The organism is Thermoanaerobaculia bacterium, assembly GCA_018057705.1.
Classification (GTDB): domain Bacteria; phylum Acidobacteriota; class Thermoanaerobaculia; order Multivoradales; family JAGPDF01; genus JAGPDF01.
In genome coordinates this window covers 1-20,021 of record JAGPDF010000029.1, presented here as the reverse complement: position 1 = coordinate 20,021, position 20,021 = coordinate 1, and the positions used below count along the sequence as shown (strand labels likewise).

Here is a 20,021-nt window from a genome sequence, read left to right as displayed (position 1 = left end):
CGGGCTCGAGTGCGCGCGATCGCTGCAATCGGCGCGGTCGCCGCGATCGCCGAGCTCGGGGCGCTCAGCTCCGCGGCGTACGCGGGCGTCGAAGCCCGCCCTGCGGTCGGTCTCTGCGCGGCGGGCGCGCAGCTCTTTCTCGAAGAGGGGGACTCTCCGGTCGGTCCGGAGGCGGGAGCGCTCTTCGGCTTCGGGATGGCGGCCGGCGACTTCAATGCCGACGGCTACGACGACCTCGCGGTGGGGGCGCCCCACGACGACTGGCTGCCGGGAATCCCCGACGCCGGCTCCGTGCAGGTGCGGTTCGGGGCGCCCGTCGGCGCGCTCGATTCGGTGCTGCCGCTGGTGCCTTGGGACAACGCGGTCGATCCCGCGCAGGCGCTCGATCGCTACGGCTACGCTCTCGCCGCGGGCGACTTCGACGGCGACGGGCGCGACGATCTCGCCGTCGGGCTTCCCGGCAACGACTCCTTCGACGGCGCGAGCGTCCGCAGCATGGGCGGCGTGCAGCTGCACCTCGGTCGACACAACGCCGACGGGCGGATCCAGCGCGTGGCGCAGTACTCGTTCTCGCAAGTCGCGGGAGGCGGTCTGCCGGGCCCGGGATTCGCGGACGAGAACTTCGGCGCGGCGGTAGCCTTCGGCGACTTCAACGGCGACGGCAGGGACGACCTTGTGGTCGGCATCCCCCAGGACGTCGCACTTTGCGGCCTGACGCCCTGTCGCGGCGGCTCGGCGATGGTGATCAACCTCGACGCCGGCGGGAGCATCGGCGGCTACCTCCTTTCGCCGGGTCTCGACGGCCTGCCCGAAAGTCCATCGGTGGATGGCATGTTCGGCCACGCGCTGGCGACGGGCGACTTCGACCACGACGGCTTCGACGATCTCGCAGTCGGCGTCCCGGGCGAAGTCGGGGGCGCCGGCGCGGTGCTCGTGGTCTACGGCAGCCCTCTCTCACTGATCTTCAGCGACCATCAGTGGCTCGAGCAGGACGATTTCGGTGAATCGGGCGAGGTGACGGATCTCTTCGGCTTCGCGCTCGCCGCGGGCGACTGGAACGGCGACGGCTTCGATGATCTCGCCATGGGCATCGTCGGCGAAGATGTCCTCCCCGACCAAGGGAACGAGGGGGCCGTGGTCGTGGCCTACGGGTCTGCAGAAGGGATCTCGTTCGGTGGATCGAGCCTTCTCTTCGACGAACAGGGGGGAGCTTTGGAGCCCTTCGACCATTTCGGCGTCGCCCTGGCGTCGGCGGATTTCAACGGCGATGGCTTCGCGGACTTGGCCGTCGGCGCTAGTGGCGAGGACTACGCCTTGGGGTTGACGAACGCCGGGGGCGTGACGGTCTTCAGCGGCCGACCTGCCGGATTGTCGGAGGGCGTCATCGCTCGCGGGCTCTCTCCCGCGAGCTACCCTCTCGGCATGATCGCCGAGCGGCCAGGGGAGTCCGAGCTCGACGCCGCATTCGGCCGCACCCTGGCGGTGGGCGATTTCGACGGCAACGGCTTCGGCGACCTCGTGATCGGCGCGCCGGCGCGCTCACTCGGCGCGAGCGAAGCGGTCGGCGCTGCGGCGGTCGTCTACGGCCAACTCTTCGTCGATGGCTTCGAGAGCGACGACGCACTCGAGTGGTCGACGCTCCTTCCCTGACGCGGCGGTCGGACTGAGCCGCCGCGACACGCGCGACCGCGTAACCCAGTATGAACAGAAACTCGAAGATGTCTCGCTCGCTCCTCGCCCTGTCTCTCGCCGTACCCGTGAGCCTCGCGATCGTCCACGGCGCTCCGGTCGGCGCACAACGCCCGGCCATCGGGCTCTCCGCTGCCCATGCGCAGCTCTGGCTCGAGACGGGAACCGGCCCGGAGAGTCCCGGTCAGGACGACTACTTCGGCTTCGCGCTCGCCGTCGGAGACTTCAATCACGACGGCTACGACGACCTCGCTATGGGCGTTCCGGGGAATGACTGGCTCCCCGAGATTGCGGATGTGGGCTCGGTGCAGGTGCGCTTCGGCGCGCCGGCCGGCGCCCTTGGCCTTCTCCTCCCGGTGCTGCCGTGGAACAACGCGGTCGATCCCGCCGAGGCGCTCGATGCCTACGGCCGGGCTCTCGCGGCGGGCGACTTCGACGGCGACGGCTACGACGATCTCGCCGTCGGCATCCCGAGCAACGACTATGTCGTCGGCTCGACCGTCATCAGCATGGGCGGGGTGCATCTGCACTACGGCCTGCCCAACGAGCTCGGACGGCTTCAGCCGGTCGCGGAGTATTCGTTCTCGCAGGCCCCCGGCGGGCTTCTCCCGGGTTCGCCGGCCGCCGGCGAGCGCTTCGGCGAGGCGCTGGCCTTCGGTGACTTCAACGGCGACGGCAAGGACGACCTCGCGATCGGCATCCCGGGAGACGCGGCGAACTGCCCGGCAGGGCTCTGTCGCGCTGGCGCGGTCATGGTCGTCGATCAGAACGCAGAGGGATCGGCTGGCGGTTACCTGATGCGCTTCGGGCTCGAGGGTCTCCCCGGTGTGCCCGGCGCGCTGGACCAGTTCGGCGGCGCGGTCGCGACCGGCGACTTCAACGGCGACGGCTTCGACGACCTGGCGATCGGCATCCCGCAGGTGGCCCAGGTCGGCGCGGTGCTCGTCGTCTACGGCAGTCCGTTCTCCCTGATCTTCGTCCACCACCAACTCTTCGACCAGGGGGCGTTCGGCGAGCTTCCCGAGACGGGCGATCAGTTCGGCACCGCGCTCGCGGCCGGCGATTTCAATGGCGACGGCTTCGCCGACCTCGCGATGGGTGCTCCGTTCGAGGATGGAGCCGGGCCGGAGAAGGTCGACTCCGGGCAGGTGATCGTGAGTTACGGCACAGCGGGAGGGCTGTCGACCGTCGCGGCCCCCTGGCTCTCGGAGGACGGCATCTGGGGCAGCGGCTCCGAGATCAACGACCAGTTCGGCTCGGCGCTCGCGGCCGGCGACTTCGACGGCGACGGTTTCGACGAGCTCGTGATCGGCGCCGCGCACGAGAGCGTCTCCGGAACGGACGGCTATGGCGCCGTCACCGTGATTCGCGGACGCGCGGCGGGGCTTGCGGGAAGTGCGACCCGCTGGCTCTGGCCGGGCGCCTTTCCGATCGGGATGATTCCCGGAGAGACGAATGTGGGCTCCCACTACGGCTCCGCCCTCGTCTCCGGAGACTTCGATGGCAACGGCCTCGCTGATCTCGCGATCGGCGGACCGGAGCGCTCGCTGTTCTCGTCGGACACCGCCGCCTCCCAAGCGGGCTCCGTCGCAGTCCTTTTCGGCCAGCTCTTCATCGACGGTTTCGAGAGCCACGACGCGCTCGAGTGGTCGGCGGTGGCGCCGTGAGGCCGCGCGAGGCGGTGGTCCATTCGCTGACGCAGGATGGCGATCTTCGGGAGAGGATTCCGCTGGCGCGGGACCCCTCGGGCACGCAACGCACGGCTGCGCGCCCGGTCGGCGGCTGGCGGCGAGCTCTCGAAGGAGTGGCGCTGCGTGCTCTCGCCGGATTCTCTCGTGAAGCCGCGGTCCGGCGCGGCGCTCGACTCCTGCTCGAGCCGCCGCGCCGGCCGCTCACGGAGGCCGAGCGCGCCGTTTTCGCGCTCGCCCGGCGCGAAAGTGCGCCGACGGCGGCCGGGGAGTTCCCGATCTGGGTCTGGCAGGGGGCCTCGTATCGGCCACCGACGGTGCTGCTGGTTCACGACTGGGGCGGGCGCGCTGCGGACCTCGCGGCCTTCGTCGCACCGCTGCGCCGCGAAGGTGCGCGGGTGGTGGCGTTCGATGCCCCGGCGCACGGCGAGGCGTCCGGGCACCAGCTCGACGTGATCGAGCTCGCCGCGATGGTGGCCGCCCTGTTGCGCCGCCATTCGGAGTGGGCGCCGCCGCGCGGCATCGTCGCGCACGGTTTCGGTGCGCTGGCCGCGACCCTCGCGGTGGCGACCGGCGGTCGCGCGGAGCGTCTCGTCTACCTCGCCGCGGCGGAGAATTTCGATCCCTACCTCGACTCGTTCCGTCGCGAGACCGGACTCGACGAAGAGCTGCTCGAGAGCGTGCGCCAATGTGTCGAGCGGCGGGTCGGGCGGACGCTCGAGTCGGTCCGCGGGGCCAGGCTGGCCCGCGAGCTGGAGCGACCGCTCCTCGCCTTTCACGACGCCGACGACGCCGAGGTCGACTGGGAGCACTCGCGAAGGTTGGTGGACCGGTGGACCGGCGCACGTCTCGTGCGGACTTTCGGCCTGGGCCACCGCGGTCTGCTGCAGCGCGACGCGGTTGTGGCGGCAACGGTTGAGCACCTCATGGCCGAGCCCACCGCGAGCGGTGGAGCTGCCAGGGGAGGGGGCTGAGCCCGGAGGCGGGCCGCTGCCGGCGGTGGTAGGGTCCGGCGCAAATGAGAATCCGCGCCGATCGGCCCACGTCCCGCCGCCGTCCGTCTCCACGGCTCCGCACCGCGCTCCTCCTTCGGCGAACCGTTGCCATGGCGGCGTTCGCCTCCCTGGCTCCCGCGAGCGGCGCCTACGCCAGGCCGGCCGATCCTGCGGACTTCGCCGCCATCCGGCGCGAGGTCGCGGCACGGCACGACGAGAACGTCCAACGCTTGCGGGACTGGATCGCGCTGCCGTCGATCGCGGCCGAGAGCCTGAACTTTCCCGCCGGCGCGGAGCACATGGCGAAGCTCGCGCGGGAGGCCGAATTCCAGCAGGTGACGGTTCTCGAGACCGATGGCAAGCCGGGCGTCTTCGCGACGCTCGACGCCGGTGCGGCGAAGACCGTCGGGCTCTACTTCATGTACGACGTCAAGCAGTACGATCCCGCCGAGTGGACGTCGCCGCCGCTCGAAGCGCGGATGGTGGAGAAGCCCGGGCTCGGGCGGGCGATGGTCGGACGCGGTGCGGTCAATCAGAAGGGTCCCCAGGCGGCGCTCCTCGCAGCGCTGCACGCGATTCGCGGCGCCGGCCGCAAGCTCCCGGTGAACCTCGTGCTGGTCGCCGAGGGCGAGGAGGAGATCGGCTCGCCGCACATCGGCCAGCTGGTCCTGCGTCCCGAGGTGCAGGCTGCCTTTGCCAAGTGCTCGGGCGTCTTCATGCCCGGAGCGGGGCAGGACCCCGACGGCAACGTGACGGTGAGCCTCGGCGCCAAGGGCGTGGTCGAGCTCGAGTTGGTGGCGAGCGGCGAGACCTGGGGGCGCGGTCCGTCGAAGGACGTCCACTCCTCGCTCAAGGCGATGGTGGACAGCCCGGCCTGGCGGCTGGTCAAGGCGCTCGACACACTGGTCTCCGCGGACGGCAACACGATCACCATCGACGGCTATCCGCAGCCGCGGCCGATCAGCGCCGAGGAGCGCGCGATGGTCGCCGCAGCCACCGAGCGGCGCAGCGAGGAGAAGGCGAAGAAGCTCCTCGGCGTGCAGCACTGGATCGACGATCTGCCCTGGCGCGAGGCCAACGAGCGCCTGGTGTCGCAGCCGACGGTGAACATCCAGGGGCTGGTGGGGGGCTACACCGGGCCGGGTGGCAAGACCATCCTGCCGCACCGCGCAGTGGCGAAGATCGACCTGCGACTGGTGCCCGACATGACGAAGGCCGGCGCGGTGGCGGCGCTCCAGGCGCATCTCGCGAAGCGCGGCTTCGGGGACATCGAAGTGAACGTGACCGGCGGCTACGACCCGACGAGCACGGCGGCCGCAGCGCCGCTCATCCAGGCGCAGATCGCCGTGCTGAAGCGCGCCGGAATCGACCCGCTCGTCTGGCCCAGGAACGCCGGCTCCTACCCCGGCTTCGTCTTCACCGACGCGCCGCTCGCGCTCCCCTCGGGCCACTTCGGCCTGGGCCACGGCAGCGGCGCCCACGCCCCGGACGAGTACTTCCTCATCGACTCCACGAACCCGAAGGTGCAGGGCTTCGACGGCGCGACGATGTCGTACGTCGAGTACCTCTACGAGCTGGCGAAGTAAGGCGCTGCGGAGTCGTCGCGAGCGGGGAGTGCCGCGTAACGTCCCAGCGCGGAGCGCGACGGCCGTTCAGTCCCAGCGCCCGGAGTCGCCGGCCTCGAAGCCGTCGCACAGGAGACAGAGATCGCCGACGAACAGGTCCTTCTGCTCGTCGACCTCCTGGTCGGCCCCGTAGACCACCTGGAGGCCGTCCAGGAGAACTGCCCAGGAGTTCTGGCCGACCTCTCCCCCGGAAACCATGGGGCCGCTCAATCGGTCGTCCGCGCCGGAGATGCCGGCGATCCTCCCCCTGAAGAGCTCGTGGACGCCGTCGGTCAGGAGGTCTGCGCGGTAGAAGACGAAGTCGCTCCCCGGAGCGATCTCGAACTCCGCGACATCGCCCCCGAAGACGGGATCGTCGCTCACCCGGCTCGACGCCCCGCCAGCGAGCGGTACGCTGAAGAGTTCCTGTACATCATTCTGACGCTGATCGGCCAGGTAGACGACGCGCGAGCTATCCGGGGCGATCGCCAGCGGCGCCAGGTGGAAGATATTGCCTCCGGTGGGCAACGGCGGGCTGAGCTTCGTCACCGCGCCGCCGGCGAGGGGCACGCTGTAAAGCTCGGTAAAGTCCTCTGTGTCCTGGTTGGCACTGTAGACGACACGCGAGCCGTCGGGGCTGATTGCGTAGTTCTGCACACCGGAAAAAAAGGGCATCACGCCGTTGAGCTTCGTCGCCCCGCCGCCGGCGATCGGCACGCTGTAGAGCTCGTTGACGCCGGCAGTCTGCTGGGCGGCGAAATAGACGACGCGCGTGCTGTCCGGGCTGAACGTGTAGTTCCAGACGCTGCCACCGGGAGTCAGCGCTCCATTGAGCTTCACCGCGCTGCCGCCGGTGATCGGTACGCTATAGAGATCCTTGATCAGGTTGTCGCTGAGATATCGGAAATAGAGGACGCGACTGCTGTCGGGGCTGATTCCAGGAACGATCACAGAGGTGAGGTCGGCCGTCGTATCCGTGAGCTGCACGATCCCGCCGGTGCCGTCGACGCGGGCGCTCCACAGGTCGAAATAGGCGAGATTCGAGAAGTTGGCGTAGAACAGGACGCGCTCGCTGTCCGGACTGATCAGGGGCGTTTCCTGGCCGTGCAGGACCCGCGAACCGTTCAGGGTGACGAACGGCCGCAGGCGGATGGATGTGCCGCCGTCGATCGGTACGGTCCAGGCGTCGAAGACGTCGTCGGCCTGTTGGTCGGCGTAGTAGATGACGCGGGTGCTATCGGGGCTGATCCGCAGGTGGCTGACATCGCCACCCGCGGGTAGCTCCCCGTTGAGTTTGATCCAGGCCCCCTCGGGGCCGGCGATGGGGGTGCTGTAGAGCTCGACCTGGCCGGCGGTCTGCTGGGCGACGCGGTAGACGACGCGCTGGCTGTCGGGGCTGATCTCGAACGGGTCCTCGATGCTGACGCCGCCGGGCAGAGGGTTCGACAGCCGGACCGGAGCGCCGCCCGTGACGCGCACGCTCCAGAGCTCCCGGGCGTCGTCGAGCTCGGCGTCGTGGACATAGACGGCGAACTGGCCATCGGGGCTCACCTCCCACCAACTCACGTCGCTGAACGGCAGCCCCTGGCTCAGGCGGTGGGAAGCGGCTGTCGCCGGCGGCGTGGCAAGAGCGAGAGACGCCAAGATGGCAAGAGCGGCGACGGCGAGCGGCGCCCGTCGGTCTCGAATGCGAGGGGGAACAGTCGTGAGCGGGCGCGGGCGATCCATGGAGTCTCTCCTGTCAGGGAGAACGGAGGCTAGCATCGGAAGGCGACAGCAACGCCTCAGTTCCAGCGCGAGGAGTCGCCGGCCTCGAAGCCGTCGCACAGGAGACAGACGTCGCCGAGGTAGAGGTCGTTCTGCAGGTCGACCTCCTGGTCGGCGTTGTAGATCGCCTGGCGGCCGTCCGGGAGGACCGCCCACGACGACGCGCCGCCGACGGAGCCGCCCGCCACCATCGGACCGCTCACCCGGACGGCCGCGCTGGAAATACCAGCGATCGTCCCCCGGAAGAGCTCGTGGACGCCGTCGGTCAGGATGTCTCCGCGGTAGAAGACGAAGTCGCTTGCCGGAGCGATCTTGAAGTCCGCGATATCGCCCCCGAAGACGGGCTCGTCGCTCACCCGCACCGACGTCCCGCCTGCCAGAGGCACGCTGAAGAGTTCTTGCACCTCGTCGTCATTCTGATCGGCCCGGTAGACGACGCGCGCGCTATCCGGGGCGATTGCCAGGGATAGAACGCTTCCCCCGGCGGGAAGTGCGGGGTTCAACTTCACCGCGCTGCCGCCGGCGAGCGGCACGCTGAAGATCTCGAAGACCTCGTCGGTGTCCTCGTCGCCGCGGTAGACGACGCGAGCGCTGTCGGGGCTGATCGTGGCCTCGAAGATCTCTCCGTTGGGGGTCAGCGCGCCATTGAGCTTTGCCACCCCGCCGCCGGCGAGTGGCACGCTGTAGAGCTCGTCGACGCCGGCGGTCTGCTGGGCGGCGAGATAGACGACGCGAGTGCTGTCCGGGCTGAAGACGTAGCTCCAGACGTTGCCACCGGGCGTCAATAGGCCGTTGAGCTTCACCGCGCTTCCGCCGGCGCTCGGTACGCCGTAGAGCTCCGTGGTGACGTTGTCCTGCTGGTAGCCGAAATAGAGGACGCGAGAGCTGTCGGGGCTGAAGCGGTTGCCGAAGACGTTGTGGCTGGCGGCCGTCGCTTCCGTCAGCTGCACGATCCCGCCGGTGCCATCGACGCGGGCGCTCCACAGCTCCCAGTAGTCGAGATCGGAGAAGTTGGCGTGGAAGACGACTCTCTCGCTGTCGGGACTGATCGAGGGTCCGCTCGGAGTGTCGAGGACGCCCGAGCCGGCCAGGGTGACGAAGGGCCGGAGGCGAATCGGCGTGCCGCCGGCGATCGGCACGGTCCAGGCGTCGAAAACGTCGTTCGCCTGTTGGTCGGCGACATAGACGACCCGAGTGCTGTCCGGACTGATCTTCAGGCTCAGGACATCGCCGCCTGCCGGCAGCTCCCCGTTGAGCTGGGTCCAGGACCCTTCGGGGCCGGCGATGGGGATGCTGTAGAGCTCGACCTGGCCGGCGGTCTCCTGGGCGACGGTGTAGACGACGCGCTGGCTGTCGGCGCTGATTGCGAAGGAGTCGACGGTGACGCTGCCGGGCAGGGGGCCGGACAGGCGCACCGGCGCGCCGCCGGCGACGCGCACACTCCAGAGCTCCCGGGCTTCGTCGACCGTCGCGTCGTGGATATAGACGGCGAAGTGGCCATCTGGGCTCAGTTGCGCGCTGGCGGCAGGGACATCGCTGAACGGCAGACCCTGGCTCAGGCGGTGCGAAGCGGCGGTCGCCGCCGGCGGGGAGGCGGCGAGAGTCGCCAGGAGCGCGAGGGTGGCAACAGCACAAGAGCGCCGTTCGCGCTCCCGCCGAACAGGTCGGGGGCGATCTCGATCGGTGGTGAGCGGGCGCTGGCAGTCCATGGAGTGCCTCCTTTCAGGGAGAACGCAGGATCGAGGCCGATGGCGACAGACGCGGGCCGCTGTCGCGGGGCGGAATGCAAGGCTTCTGGCGCCTCTTGGGCCCTTCCGGGAAAGGCGGACCGGAACGCCGCCGTAGAATGGGGCAGCGATGACGCTCCGCGCGAGGCCTGCCGTTCGAGCCGTCGCGCTCCTTGCTGCGCTGGCGGCAGCGGGCTGCGACGGGCGGCCTGGCGTTACACCACCAGCGGCAGCGCCTGCCGCACCTGCCGCTGCCAGTCCGATGCGACCGCCGTTCCCGGCGGGGCGGGGGGTGCCGGACGGCGAACCCGAAGCGGTCGCCGAGCTCGAGCGCTTCCTGCAGCCGCCGGCGCGCCGCCGCCCGTGCGGACCGTACCGGCTCCTCTCCGATCTCCCAGCTTCCCGGCTCGACGGGATCGAACGGTTCTGCGCGACCCTCGCCGGCACGCTCGAAGCGGAGGTGGCGGCCCGCTTCGGGGTCACTCCCGCTCATCCGCCGCGCGGCACGATCGTGCTCTTCGCCAGCCGGCGCGGGTATCGCGACGCGGTGACGGCGACGAGCGACCTGCCGCAGGGCTACGCCGCATGGAGCGACGCCCGGGCGGGGATCGTCGCTCTTGCGGCCGGCGATGTTTCGGACGACGAGCTCGCGGCCACTCTCGCGCACGAGCTCGCGCACTTGGCCGAGCGCCGGCTGTTCGGCTTCCCGCGCGCGCGGTGGCTCTCCGAAGGGCTGGCCGATGCGATCGGCGACTCGGCGACCGCCGCCGGGTTCCGCAAGCTCGAAGGCTTCGTCGGCGTCGAAGCGCAGCGCCGGCGCTGGCTCGCCATGGGCCTGGGGCGCACCGGCGCCCTGGAGCGGCTCGTCGCTGGCGGGCCGGAGCCGTTCGATCACGGTCCGGCGAGTCTCGACTACGAGCTCGCGGCGCTCTTTGTCCGCTTCCTGCTGCTCGACCCGGAGCTCGCGCCGCGCTTCCGCTCCTGGCTCGGCGACCAGACCGTGCAGCGCCCGACGATCCCCGAGCTCTTCCCGGCGCTCGGAGTCGACGCTCCGACGCTCGAGCGCCGGTTCGCCGCCTGGGTCAGCGGGGAGGCGACATCGCTGCGCGCGAGGCCCCCGCCAGCCGGGTCCGCGGTGGCGCACTTGGTAACCGCATTGGCGCATTCGTCGGATGACCAGGGAGCGCCGACGGACTAGACTGCCCGTGAACAGGAGGAGCATCGAAATGAGCGAGACCGTTCGAGAGACGCAGCCGGAATCCGCAGGAGTGGCAGCGAAGAGTTACGAGGCCCGCGCCTACGCGGCGGCGAGCGCGAGCTCGACGCTCGCGCCCACCACCATCCGGCGCCGCACCCCGGGACCGAAAGACGTGCAGATCGACGTCCTCTATTGCGGCGTCTGCCACTCGGATCTGCATCAGGTCCGCGACGAATGGCACAACTCGATGCCGACTACCTACCCGTGCGTCCCGGGTCACGAGATCGTCGGCCGCGTCGTCGCGGTGGGCAGCGACGTCCGCAACTTCAGGGAGGGCGACGTCGCGGCGGTGGGCTGCCTGGTCGACTCCTGTCGCACCTGCCCCGCCTGTCTCGATCACGAGGAGCAGTTCTGCGCCGGGCCCGCGACCTTTACCTACAACTCTTCCGACCCCCACATCGGCGGAGTCACCTACGGCGGCTACTCGAACAGCCTGGTGGTCGATGAGGCGTTCACGCTCAAAGTTCCGAACGGGCTCGACCTTGCCGGAGCCGCGCCGCTTCTCTGCGCCGGCATCACGACCTACTCACCGCTCAAGCACTGGAACGTTCGCGAAGGCCAGAAGGTCGGCGTGGTGGGCCTCGGTGGACTCGGGCACATGGCAGTCAAGATCGCCCGTGCGCTCGGCGCCCGGGTCGTCGTATTCACCACCTCGCCGGGCAAGGCCGAGGACGCCGTCCGCCTCGGCGCCCACGACGTCGTGATCTCGACCCGTGCTGGCGAACTGGAGAAGCATGCCGGCAGCTTCGACTTCATCCTCGACACCGTCTCGGCGCTGCACGACCTGAATCCCTACTTCGGCCTGCTGAAGCGCAACGGGACGCTGACGATGGTCGGGGCTCCGGAAACTCCGCTCGGAGTCGGCGTGATCCACCTCATTTTCGGGCGCAAGCGCTTCGCTGGCTCGCTCATCGGCGGCATCCGCGAGACGCAGGAGATGCTCGAGTTCTGCGGCGAGCATGGGATCACCGCCGACATCGAGCTCACTCCCATCGCGAAGATCAACGACGCTTTCGACCGGCTGCTGAGGAGCGACGTCAAGTACCGCTTCGTCATCGACATGGCGAGCCTGAAGTAGGCGGCAGCCTCTTGGGGCGGTTCGGCCCATCCACTACCCGCAGAGGGGTAGCGGCCTATTTCGATCGGGCCTCGACCGCCCGCTTCGACGCCTCCCGGCGCGTGCGGTCCTCCAGGATCAGCGTGTAGGCGACGTAGTACTTGTAGATGTTGGCGACGTAGGTGACCGTCTCCCGGCCGATGCGCTCGGAAGCGATCTGTTCGACGTTGCCGAACCAGACGTTGGGGTCGAGACCGCGTTTGCCCGCCTCCTGGCGCAGTTGGCGGACCCGGGCCGGCCCGGCGTTGTAGGAGGCGAAGGCGAACAGCCCCTTGTTCAGCTGGTCCATCGGTTCGTCCTTGTAGTAGCGGTCGATCATGAACCGCATGTACTTGACGCCGGCATGGATGTTGTTCTCGGTCACGCGGATGTCGCCGACCGCGAGCTCCTTGCCGGTGGCCGGCATCACCTGCATGACGCCGATCGCGCCGACCTGGCTCTTGGCGTTTGGATCGAGCCGCGACTCTTGATAGCCCTGCGCCGCCATGAGGATGTAGTCCATCTGGTACTGGTCGCTGTACTTCTTGAAGAACTGAGCCAGCTCCAGGAACTTCTGGCGCTCGGCCTCGGAGGTCGCCGACTTTGCGAACGTCGTGTTGACGAGGTAGCGCTTCGCGATCACGTTGCCGAATGCCGTGCCCAGGCCGTTCCCGGCCACGAAGGCGTTCAGCTCGGCGGCCAGTTTCGGGCTGTTCTTCCGCAACGGCACCGCGATGGTGGCGCCGGTACGCACAGCAACCGCCGCATGGACGGTGATCTGGGTGAAGACCTTCTGCCAGAACTCCGCCAGGTAGTCGTGGGTGATCACAAGCGGGATGATGCCCGCGTTGGCCATCTCGAGCAGGTCGTCGTCCTCGAGGTTGCCTGGAACCTCGCGGAGGACGACGGGAGGGAGTCCCTTCGCCGCGAATTGCTCGTTCAGCTCTTCGACTGCCTTCCAGGCGCTGCTCAGGCGGCGCGCGTAGATCTCCTTGCCGGAGAGATCGTCGACGGTGGCGATCGCCGGCGCGCCCGGGCCGGCGACGACCACTTCGCTGACGTTCGTGCGGACAGGATCCGAGAAATCGACCATCGCCTGGAGCTCCGGCCGGACGATGACCTGGGCGAGGACCAGGTCGACCTTGCCATCGATCAGCGCGGTGCCCATCTGGTCACGCGGCAGAGGCACGAAGACCACGTTGACCTTGGTCGCGGGTTTCGTCCCGAGCCTCTTGTTCAGGTAGTCCTCGAAAGCCACGCCCATTTCGAAGGCGGCGCCGCGCTGCGTCCCTCTGTCCACGAAATAGAAGGTCCGGTTGGCGGCGACCCCGACGCGGACGAGGCGGCGCGCCACCATCTGATCCAGATCGCCGGTGAACGGCTCGGCGAGGTGTTCCCGCACCCCTTCGGGCAGGGCGGACTCGTAGGCCGGCGTCGGCAGCGGTGCGTCGGCGGCAGGATCGGACGACGTCAGTGCCGGGGCGTCTGCGGGCTTGCCGCATCCGGTCGTCGTGGCGGCCAGGCACGCGACGGCGAGAGCGGCCAGCAACAGGCTCTCGCAGGGTTGGATCGGCTGGTTCGCCATGGCGGCACTCCTCTGGTCTCGTGAAGACCTGACTATGGAGGAGGAGCCTAGCAGGCGGGATCGGCGGTTCGTCGAGGGCTGGGCGGTACCGCTCTTGCGTAGCCGGGCGCGCGGGTCAGGCCGCGTCCAGGAGGTCCCGCACCCTGCGCAGAAGGGTATCGAGGCGGAAAGGCTTGCTCAGAAAGGCCCTGCCCGGACCGGACATGCCGTTCTTCGCCACGGCCTCCTGGCTGTGCCCGGAGATGTAGACCACCTTGAGCCCCGGCCGATCCTCCACCAGGCACTCGGCGATCCTGGATCCGGACAGCCCGGGGAGGATCATGTCGGTGAGCAGCAGCTCGATCGTGCCGCCATGCGCTGCGGCGAGCGCCAGGGCTTCGCGGCCGTCCACCGCGACCAGGACGGTATAGCCGTTGGACTCCAGAACGCGCCGCAACAGCTCCCGGAAGGGCGTCTCGTCCTCCACCAGGAGAACGGTCTCCCGGCCGCTCCGGAGCGGCGCCGGCGCCTCCTCGTCGGACAGGGCACTCGTCTCGTCGAGGCGCGGCAGGAGGATCTCGAACGTCGTTCCCTTTCCGGGCTCGCTCTGGACTCGGATCGCGCCGCCGCTCTGCACGACGATGCCGTGCACGGTGGCGAGACCGAGGCCCGTTCCTTTGCCCGGCTCCTTGGTGGTGAAGTAGGGCTCGAAGATCCGCGACAGGGTCGCTGCGTCCATGCCCACGCCGGTGTCGCTGACTGCAATCTGCACGCAGGCACCCGAGAGCGCGAGCGAGCCGCCGGGCCACGTCCCCGATTCGAGCTCCACGTTCCCGGTCGCGATGGTGATTCGCCCGCCCTCCGGCATGGCATCGCGCGCATTGAGGACGAGGTTCATCAGCACCTGCTCGATCTGCCCGGGGTCGGCCTGGACGCGTCCCAGATCGGGCGTGAGCGCCGTCGTGAGCTCGATGCTCTCGCCGAGGAGCCGCGAGAGCATGCGCTCGAGATCGGAGATGGTGGCGTTCAAGTCGAGGTTGCGCGGTTGCAGAACCTGCTTGCGGCCGAAAGCGAGCAGCTGCCGGGTGAGGCCGGAAGCGCGCTCGGTGGCCTTGAGGATCTGACCCACGTCCTCCAGCAACGGGTCGTCGCCGGACAGCCGGCTGTGGGCGATCTCGCCGTAGCCCGAAATGACTCCGAGGAGGTTGTTGAAGTCGTGCGCGACGCCGCCGGCGAGATGGCCGATCGCCTCCAGGCGCTGGGATTGGCGCAGATTCTCTTCCAGTTGCTTGCGCTCGGTGATGTCCTCGAAGACGACGAGGACGCCGACGATCTCTCCCGCCTCGTCCCGGTAGGGGACCTTCACGGTATGCACCCAGCCCGTGCTCGAGGCGGTCGAGTACGGCTCCTCCAGGTCCCTCATGATCCCGAGCTCCATCACCGCCTCGTCGTCTGCGCGGTAGGCCGCGGCGAGCTGCGGTGGGTGAAAGTCGGAGGCGGTCTTGCCGACGATCTCGGCGGGAGTGAGCCCGAGGTCCGCGGCATAGCGCGCATTGCAGAAGGTCATGACGGAGTCGCGGTTCTTGACCAGGATCCGGTGGGGCAGGTGCTCGAGCAGGTTGCGCGTCAGCCGCTCGCTCTTGCGCAGCGATTCCTCGGCCTCCTTGCGCTCCGTGATGTCGCGGGTGACGTTGGCGAATCCGACATGCTGGCCGAACGAGTCGTGGATGCTGGTGATCGTCACGATCGCCCAGAAGGGCTCACCGTTCTTGCGCAGGCAGAGCGTCTCTTCCTCGAATCGTCCCTCCGCCAGCGCGACCTCGAGGCCGTGCGCGGGCTTTCCGGCCGCGATGTCCTCAGCGGTGTAGAAACAGGAGACGTGCCGACCGAGGATCTCGGCGGACGGATAGCCGTTGCTCTTCTCGGCGCCCGGGTTCCAGCTCGTGACATTTCCGGCCGGGTCCAGCATGAAGATGCCGTAGTCCTTGACCGCTTCGACCAGCAGGCGGAACGGATCGGCAGCGGCGTGGCTGAGGGTGGTCACGAAGGCGGGTTCGACGAGGGCACTGTCTTCCATGGGGCTCTCCATCGCCAGAGGACTGCCTCGAGGTCGCGGATCAGCTCCGGAAGCGCTCTTCCGCCAGGAAGTCGATGAGCGCACGGCCAGACAGATGGGATCGCTGTCCTCCGCGAGGACAAGCAACACTGTGGCAGTGTCCAGCCTAGTGCCTCCTCCCGCCCCGAGGTAGCGTAGTTTCTACGCGGTTCGCGCCTTCCCGGCGCTCGCCTCCTCGCCGGCGGTGCGCGCGTTCTCCGCGCCATGAAGAAGGTGGCGCGGAGAACACCGGCTCGGCCGATTCGTACAAGACCCTGGAGGCTCGGGAACGGTAGCCTTGTCCTCGAGTCGCGCCGAAGTCCGGGGAGGTCCATGAGATCCCTGGGCGGCCCGGAGCTGGAGGAGCCAGATGAGAAGAGGGCTACTGATTCCGTCGCTGATGTTCGCGTCCGCCTGCGCGCTCGGAGCCGGCGCCCCGGTCGGTGCTGCGAACCCGACTCCCGACGAAACCGAGCTGCGCGAGATCAAGGAGGTCCTCTGGCCGCGCGCCTATCGCGAGGGGGACGCCGCACTTCTCGACCGGCTCCTGGCCGAGGAGTTCCGGCTGATCGACCCCAACGGTGAGTGGTCCGACAAGGCGACCGAGCTCGCCCACGTGGCGCGGAGCAAGTGGATCAACCGTTCCTTCCGCTTCGAGATCCGGCGCCTCGAAGTGTTCGAGAACGGCACTGCGGTCGTCGCCGGGCGCGGCGTGGTCGTCGGGCCCGAGTCCGATCCCGACGGCGGCTATCAGTATCAGTCGTCGAATGTCCTGATCCGCCGCGCCGGCCGCTGGCAGGCGATCGCTTCACATGTCTCCGGTTTCCGGACGCTCTCCCCCGAAGAGCTCGCGGCCGAAGGCGTCGCGGTCGGAGCTCCTCCCGGCACCGCCCCGGTGCCGCCCCCCGCGCCCGCGAGGTCCGCACCACGCGCCGGCAGCGCAACGAGCCCGGAGAAAACGTCGGCATTGTTCGACCACCACGTCCACCTGCTCGGTCCCGATCTGCTGCGCGACTGGAAGTCGCTCGGCGTCCCCTTCTCGCGCCCCGACGAGGTTTACCTGTCGGCGAGGACGTTGCTCGCAGAGGGGGGTGCCGAACCGGCCGTGGTCGAGGGGGTCGCCCTCGTCTCGATGGCACACATGTACGGTCGCTCGGGATTTCGCGCCGAGATGGGGCTCTCGCTCGAGGAGGAGCGGACCCGTGCGGCACGCGAGAACGACCATGTGGTCCGCGAGGCGGCGCGCACGCCCGGAAGGGCGGTCGCCTTCTGCTCGGTGGCGGTGCTGCGCCCCTATGCCGAGGCGGAGCTCGATCGCTGCCACGCCGAGCTCCACGCCGCCGGCGTCAAACTCCACCTCGCCGCCTCCGACGTCGACCTCGCGGACGCCAACCACCTCGAGGTGGTCGGCCGCATTCTCGCGCGCGCCGAGGAGCGCGGCCAGCCCGTGCTGCTCCACGTCGACCCGCAGCGGCGTGGCCTGGTGGCGGCAGACATCGCGCACTTCGCGCGCACGGTGCTCGCGCCGCGGCGCGAGCTGACGCTCCTCGTGGCCCACCTCGGTGGCAGCGGCGGCTACGGGCCGTGGACCCGGCAGGTCTTTGGGACCCTCGTCGACTGGCTCGAGGAGCGCCGCGCCGCCGGAGATCCGCGGCCGCGGGTCTTCTTCGACACCTCGGCGGTGATCCTCGAGAAGGAGTCCGAAGGAGTGCCACCGACGACAACGGAAGAGGCTTCCGCGCTCGGCGCGGACCTGCGTCGCGCCGGTCTCGGGCGGATCGTCCTCGGCAGTGACCACCCCGTTTTCGATCCGCGCCGCACTCTCGCCCTGCTCACCGAACGCGCCGGACTCACCCCCGGCGAGCTCGCGACGATCGCCGCCAACCGCCCGCTCGACCCCTGAGGTCGAGACCGCCGGCGCCAGCGGCGGCGGGCAGCCATCCGGGTCGCCTAGGCCACCGACTGCCGGCGGCGCCGTTCACATCTGATGAAACAGGTGCAGGCAGCTGCGGCTCACGGGCAGGATCTCCCTGCGCCCCTTGAGGTGGATCTCCGCCGTGTCGTTGTCGCGCCGCGCGACATGGCTGATGGATCGCAGGTTCACGACGACGGAGCGATGGACCTGGACGAACTGCTGCGGGTCGAGCTGCGTGACGAGCTCCTTGAGCGCCAGCCGGACGACCGCTTCAGCAGGCTGCCCGGCCTCGTTGCGCCAGGCCACCATGGTGTATTTGGCGTCGGAACGAAAGTAGTCGACCTCGTCCACCGGGATCAGGCGAAGGGTCTGGCGCACTTGCGCGCGAATCCAGCGCAGCGGAGTGGGGGCTGCCGCGCGCTGCAATCCGGCGAGCTGCGTCGTGAGCTGCGCCAGCAGCTCCTCGGTGTTCACCGCAGGCCGCGCGGCCCGCAGGCGCTCCTTGAGGCGAACGACGGTTTCCGCGAGACGCTCGGGCTCGACCGGCTTCAGCAGGTAGTCGAGCGCACCTTCCGCGAAGGCCTGGACTGCATAGTGGTCATACGCCGTAACGAATACCAGGTGCGCGCGCCGGCCGATCTGGTTGGCCGCGTCCAGGCCGGACATGCCGGGCATGTGGACGTCGAGGAAACAGACGTCGGGCTGCTCTGCTTCGAACAGGTCGAGAGCCTCGCGGCCGTTGCGTGCCTGCGCGACGACCTCGAGCTCGGGCCAAGCCTTCGCCAGCTGCAGCGTGAGGGCCTCGCGCAACAGCGGCTCGTCGTCGGCGACGAGTGCCGTCGGGCGCTCGACCATCAACGCGCCTCCTCGCGCGCCGGCAGTTCGAGCTCGGCACGGACGCCGCGCGGCTCGAGCGCGCGCACACGCAACGAAGCGTCGTCGCCGAACAGGAGCTGCAGACCCTCGCGCAGGGTGGCGAGGCCCGTCCCCAGTCCCTGGTCCGTCTGCCGCAGGCCGACGCCGCTGTCGCTGACGCGGATGAGACAACGCTCGCCCCGCCGTTGCACTTCGATGGTGATCGAGCCGCCCTCCTCACTTGGGTCGATGCCGTGGCGCACGGCGTTCTCCACCAATGTCAGGAGCGTCGCCGGCGGGCACCGCAGCCGGACTGCCGACTCGTCGACGTGAAGCTCGAAGCGCAGACGATCGGGCATGCGCATGTGCATCAGCGCAAGGTACGCCTCGACGAGCTGTACTTCCCGGCCGAGCGTCGTCGTGGGCTCGTGGAGCAACGGGACGGCGGCGCGCAGATAGGCGATGAGACTTCGCAGTACGATCGCTGCGCGCGGCGATCCCGCATCGACCAGCGCCTGCACGTTGGCGAGGGTGTTGAACAGGAAGTGTGGCGCGACCTGCGCCTGGAGGAGGTGGAGTCGCGCGTCCAGCGCCTGGCGCTCGAGCTTGCTCCTCTCGAGCTCGAAGGCGAGTGCCTGATGCCGGGCGAACGCCTCTTTCTGGCGCAGCAGCGCGCCGAGTGCCATCCACGGCGCCAGCAGGATGCTGAGAAAGGTGAGCATCATCCAGCCGTCCATCCGGCCCGGGTCGAGCCAGAAAGCCGGTGCGCCGGTCCGCGTCGAGAGGAGGTAGACCGTGACGGTCGTCGTCGGCATCGCCACGCCGACGCCGACGACCTGCAGCACCCAGCGCGACAGCCAGCGCGGCAGCCGCCTCGGCCAGCGCTCGAAAAGCCCAAACACCCAGACGCCCACCAGTCCGAGCAGCACTGTGCGCAGGAGAAGCGGCGACGGGCCCGGCGTCCACTCCGAACTCAGCAGCAGGGCGACGCCGAGCGCCATGGTGAGCGCGCACCCGAGGCGTCGCCATGCGGGAGCTCGAGGGAACGCCGTGCGCATTGCGGGAGCCTCAGGAGCCGTGGGCGCCGACGGTACGACCATGTTCGTCATCTTACGATCGATGGGTCGGCGCCTCCCTGGACAATGGGCCTCCGGGATCGCGAGCGGCGGCGGTTCGTCGGCGTGGGCGGCATCTCGAGGGGTGGGGACCGCCGTTCGTCGCATGCGTCTTGTCGTGCTGCCGCCCCGGCTCGATACTCGGCGAGCTCGCTGGCGCGGCCACCGCTTCCACGTCGGAACCCGGTGAACACGGAGTTCGAAAATGTCCGAGGTATCGACCTTTCGCCTCTATCTGCTTCGGGGAACGTACCTGCTCATCGTGGTGGGGCTGGGGCTCGTCATCTGGCCGACACTGCTTCACCCAGTGAAGGCCTGGACTCTCTGGCACAGCGTCGGCCGCAGCTTGCTCGCGGCGGTGACGGTGCTCGCGGCACTGGGTATCCGCTATCCGTTGCGCCTCCTGCCGTTGCTGCTCTTCGAGTTGGTCTGGAAGTCGATCTGGTTGAGCGCGATCGCCCTGCCGCTCTGGCTCTCCGGCAACCCGATCGACCCCGCCATGCAGGAGACGATCCGCGACTGTCTTCTGGGCCTCGTCATCTTCCCGGCAGTGATTCCCTGGCCCTATGTCCTCGCCGAGTTCGTGCGGAAGCCGGGCGATCGGTGGAGAGCATGAGCGAGCCTGACCCCGACCGAGTGCGATCCCTGGAGGA

Annotated in this window: 14 protein-coding genes; 8 read left to right on the top strand and 6 right to left on the bottom strand. The window is 69.2% G+C overall.

Annotated elements, in window-relative coordinates; translation table 11 throughout:
- Positions 1 to 9: 9 nt before the first annotated feature.
- From KBI44_10995 to KBI44_10980, 4 genes are all read left to right on the top strand, one after another.
- Entirely contained in the window at positions 10 to 1,650 is a 1,641-nt protein-coding gene (locus KBI44_10995) for an FG-GAP repeat protein (protein MBP9145001.1), read from the top strand.
- A gap of 68 nt (positions 1,651 to 1,718) precedes the next feature.
- Positions 1,719 to 3,356, top strand: a complete 1,638-nt coding sequence (locus KBI44_10990; GenBank protein MBP9145000.1) for an FG-GAP repeat protein — start codon at positions 1,719 to 1,721, stop codon at positions 3,354 to 3,356.
- Positions 3,353 to 4,351, top strand: a complete 999-nt coding sequence (locus KBI44_10985; GenBank protein ID MBP9144999.1) for an alpha/beta hydrolase — start codon at positions 3,353 to 3,355, stop codon at positions 4,349 to 4,351. Before KBI44_10990 ends, KBI44_10985 begins: the two co-directional genes overlap by 4 nt.
- Positions 4,352 to 4,482: 131 nt before the next feature.
- The gene (locus KBI44_10980; protein ID MBP9144998.1) at positions 4,483 to 5,958 is read left to right on the top strand and encodes a M20/M25/M40 family metallo-hydrolase; all 1,476 of its coding nucleotides are present in this window, start codon (positions 4,483 to 4,485) and stop codon (positions 5,956 to 5,958) included.
- 66 nt (positions 5,959 to 6,024) lie between these two features.
- Here the strand turns inward: KBI44_10980 and KBI44_10975 are convergent, their stop codons facing one another.
- A complete protein-coding gene (locus tag KBI44_10975) occupies positions 6,025 to 7,704 on the bottom strand; it encodes a hypothetical protein (protein ID MBP9144997.1) in 1,680 nt (559 codons plus the stop codon).
- A 56-nt stretch (positions 7,705 to 7,760) separates the two neighbouring features.
- The gene (locus KBI44_10970) at positions 7,761 to 9,452 is read right to left on the bottom strand and encodes a hypothetical protein (GenBank protein MBP9144996.1); all 1,692 of its coding nucleotides are present in this window, start codon (positions 9,450 to 9,452) and stop codon (positions 7,761 to 7,763) included.
- Between the two features lie 280 nt (positions 9,453 to 9,732).
- Between KBI44_10970 and KBI44_10965 the strand changes: the two genes are divergently transcribed.
- Together KBI44_10965 and KBI44_10960 are read left to right on the top strand one after the other, a co-directional pair.
- Positions 9,733 to 10,668 carry a hypothetical protein gene (locus KBI44_10965; GenBank protein ID MBP9144995.1) on the top strand — a complete coding sequence of 312 codons (936 nt, stop codon included), beginning with the start codon at positions 9,733 to 9,735 and terminating at the stop codon, positions 10,666 to 10,668.
- 28 nt (positions 10,669 to 10,696) lie between these two features.
- Entirely contained in the window at positions 10,697 to 11,806 is a 1,110-nt protein-coding gene (locus KBI44_10960) for an NAD(P)-dependent alcohol dehydrogenase (GenBank protein ID MBP9144994.1), read from the top strand.
- A gap of 55 nt (positions 11,807 to 11,861) precedes the next feature.
- Here the strand turns inward: KBI44_10960 and KBI44_10955 are convergent, their stop codons facing one another.
- Positions 11,862 to 13,409: a transglycosylase SLT domain-containing protein gene (locus KBI44_10955; GenBank protein MBP9144993.1), complete on the bottom strand. Its 1,548-nt coding sequence runs from the start codon at positions 13,407 to 13,409 to the stop codon at positions 11,862 to 11,864.
- 115 nt (positions 13,410 to 13,524) lie between these two features.
- Positions 13,525 to 15,465 (bottom strand): PAS domain S-box protein, encoded by a 1,941-nt coding sequence (locus KBI44_10950; GenBank protein ID MBP9144992.1) that lies wholly within the window; start codon positions 15,463 to 15,465, stop codon positions 13,525 to 13,527.
- A 388-nt stretch (positions 15,466 to 15,853) separates the two neighbouring features.
- Between KBI44_10950 and KBI44_10945 the strand changes: the two genes are divergently transcribed.
- Entirely contained in the window at positions 15,854 to 17,386 is a 1,533-nt protein-coding gene (locus tag KBI44_10945) for an amidohydrolase family protein (protein ID MBP9144991.1), read from the top strand.
- A gap of 75 nt (positions 17,387 to 17,461) precedes the next feature.
- Here KBI44_10945 and KBI44_10940 read toward each other — a convergent pair whose 3' ends face one another.
- Both KBI44_10940 and KBI44_10935 read right to left on the bottom strand, forming a co-directional pair.
- On the bottom strand, positions 17,462 to 18,253 hold the full coding sequence (locus KBI44_10940) for a response regulator transcription factor (GenBank protein MBP9144990.1): 792 nt from the start codon (positions 18,251 to 18,253) through the stop codon (positions 17,462 to 17,464).
- The gene (locus tag KBI44_10935) at positions 18,253 to 19,311 is read right to left on the bottom strand and encodes a histidine kinase (GenBank protein ID MBP9144989.1); all 1,059 of its coding nucleotides are present in this window, start codon (positions 19,309 to 19,311) and stop codon (positions 18,253 to 18,255) included. Before KBI44_10935 ends, KBI44_10940 begins: the two co-directional genes overlap by 1 nt.
- Before the next feature lie 262 nt (positions 19,312 to 19,573).
- Here KBI44_10935 and KBI44_10930 point away from each other — a divergent pair, with 262 nt between their 5' ends.
- Complete coding sequence (locus KBI44_10930; GenBank protein MBP9144988.1) at positions 19,574 to 19,984, top strand: hypothetical protein; 411 nt, start codon at positions 19,574 to 19,576, stop codon at positions 19,982 to 19,984.
- Positions 19,985 to 20,021: the final 37 nt, after the last annotated feature.

Bases quoted from the DNA above. Each gene is read 5' to 3' on its own strand.
- KBI44_10990 (MBP9145000.1), top strand. From the start codon at position 1,719: ATGTCTCGCTCGCTCCTCGCCCTGTCTCTCGCCGTACCCGTGAGCCTC.
- KBI44_10980 (MBP9144998.1), top strand. From the start codon at position 4,483: ATGGCGGCGTTCGCCTCCCTGGCTCCCGCGAGCGGCGCCTACGCCAGG.
- KBI44_10975 (MBP9144997.1), bottom strand. From the start codon at position 7,704: ATGGATCGCCCGCGCCCGCTCACGACTGTTCCCCCTCGCATTCGAGAC.
- KBI44_10970 (MBP9144996.1), bottom strand. From the start codon at position 9,452: ATGGACTGCCAGCGCCCGCTCACCACCGATCGAGATCGCCCCCGACCT.
- KBI44_10965 (MBP9144995.1), top strand. From the start codon at position 9,733: ATGCGACCGCCGTTCCCGGCGGGGCGGGGGGTGCCGGACGGCGAACCC.
- KBI44_10960 (MBP9144994.1), top strand. From the start codon at position 10,697: ATGAGCGAGACCGTTCGAGAGACGCAGCCGGAATCCGCAGGAGTGGCA.
- KBI44_10955 (MBP9144993.1), bottom strand. From the start codon at position 13,409: ATGGCGAACCAGCCGATCCAACCCTGCGAGAGCCTGTTGCTGGCCGCT.
- KBI44_10950 (MBP9144992.1), bottom strand. From the start codon at position 15,465: ATGGAAGACAGTGCCCTCGTCGAACCCGCCTTCGTGACCACCCTCAGC.
- KBI44_10945 (MBP9144991.1), top strand. From the start codon at position 15,854: ATGAGAAGAGGGCTACTGATTCCGTCGCTGATGTTCGCGTCCGCCTGC.
- KBI44_10940 (MBP9144990.1), bottom strand. From the start codon at position 18,253: ATGGTCGAGCGCCCGACGGCACTCGTCGCCGACGACGAGCCGCTGTTG.
- KBI44_10935 (MBP9144989.1), bottom strand. From the start codon at position 19,311: ATGCGCACGGCGTTCCCTCGAGCTCCCGCATGGCGACGCCTCGGGTGC.
- KBI44_10930 (MBP9144988.1), top strand. From the start codon at position 19,574: ATGTCCGAGGTATCGACCTTTCGCCTCTATCTGCTTCGGGGAACGTAC.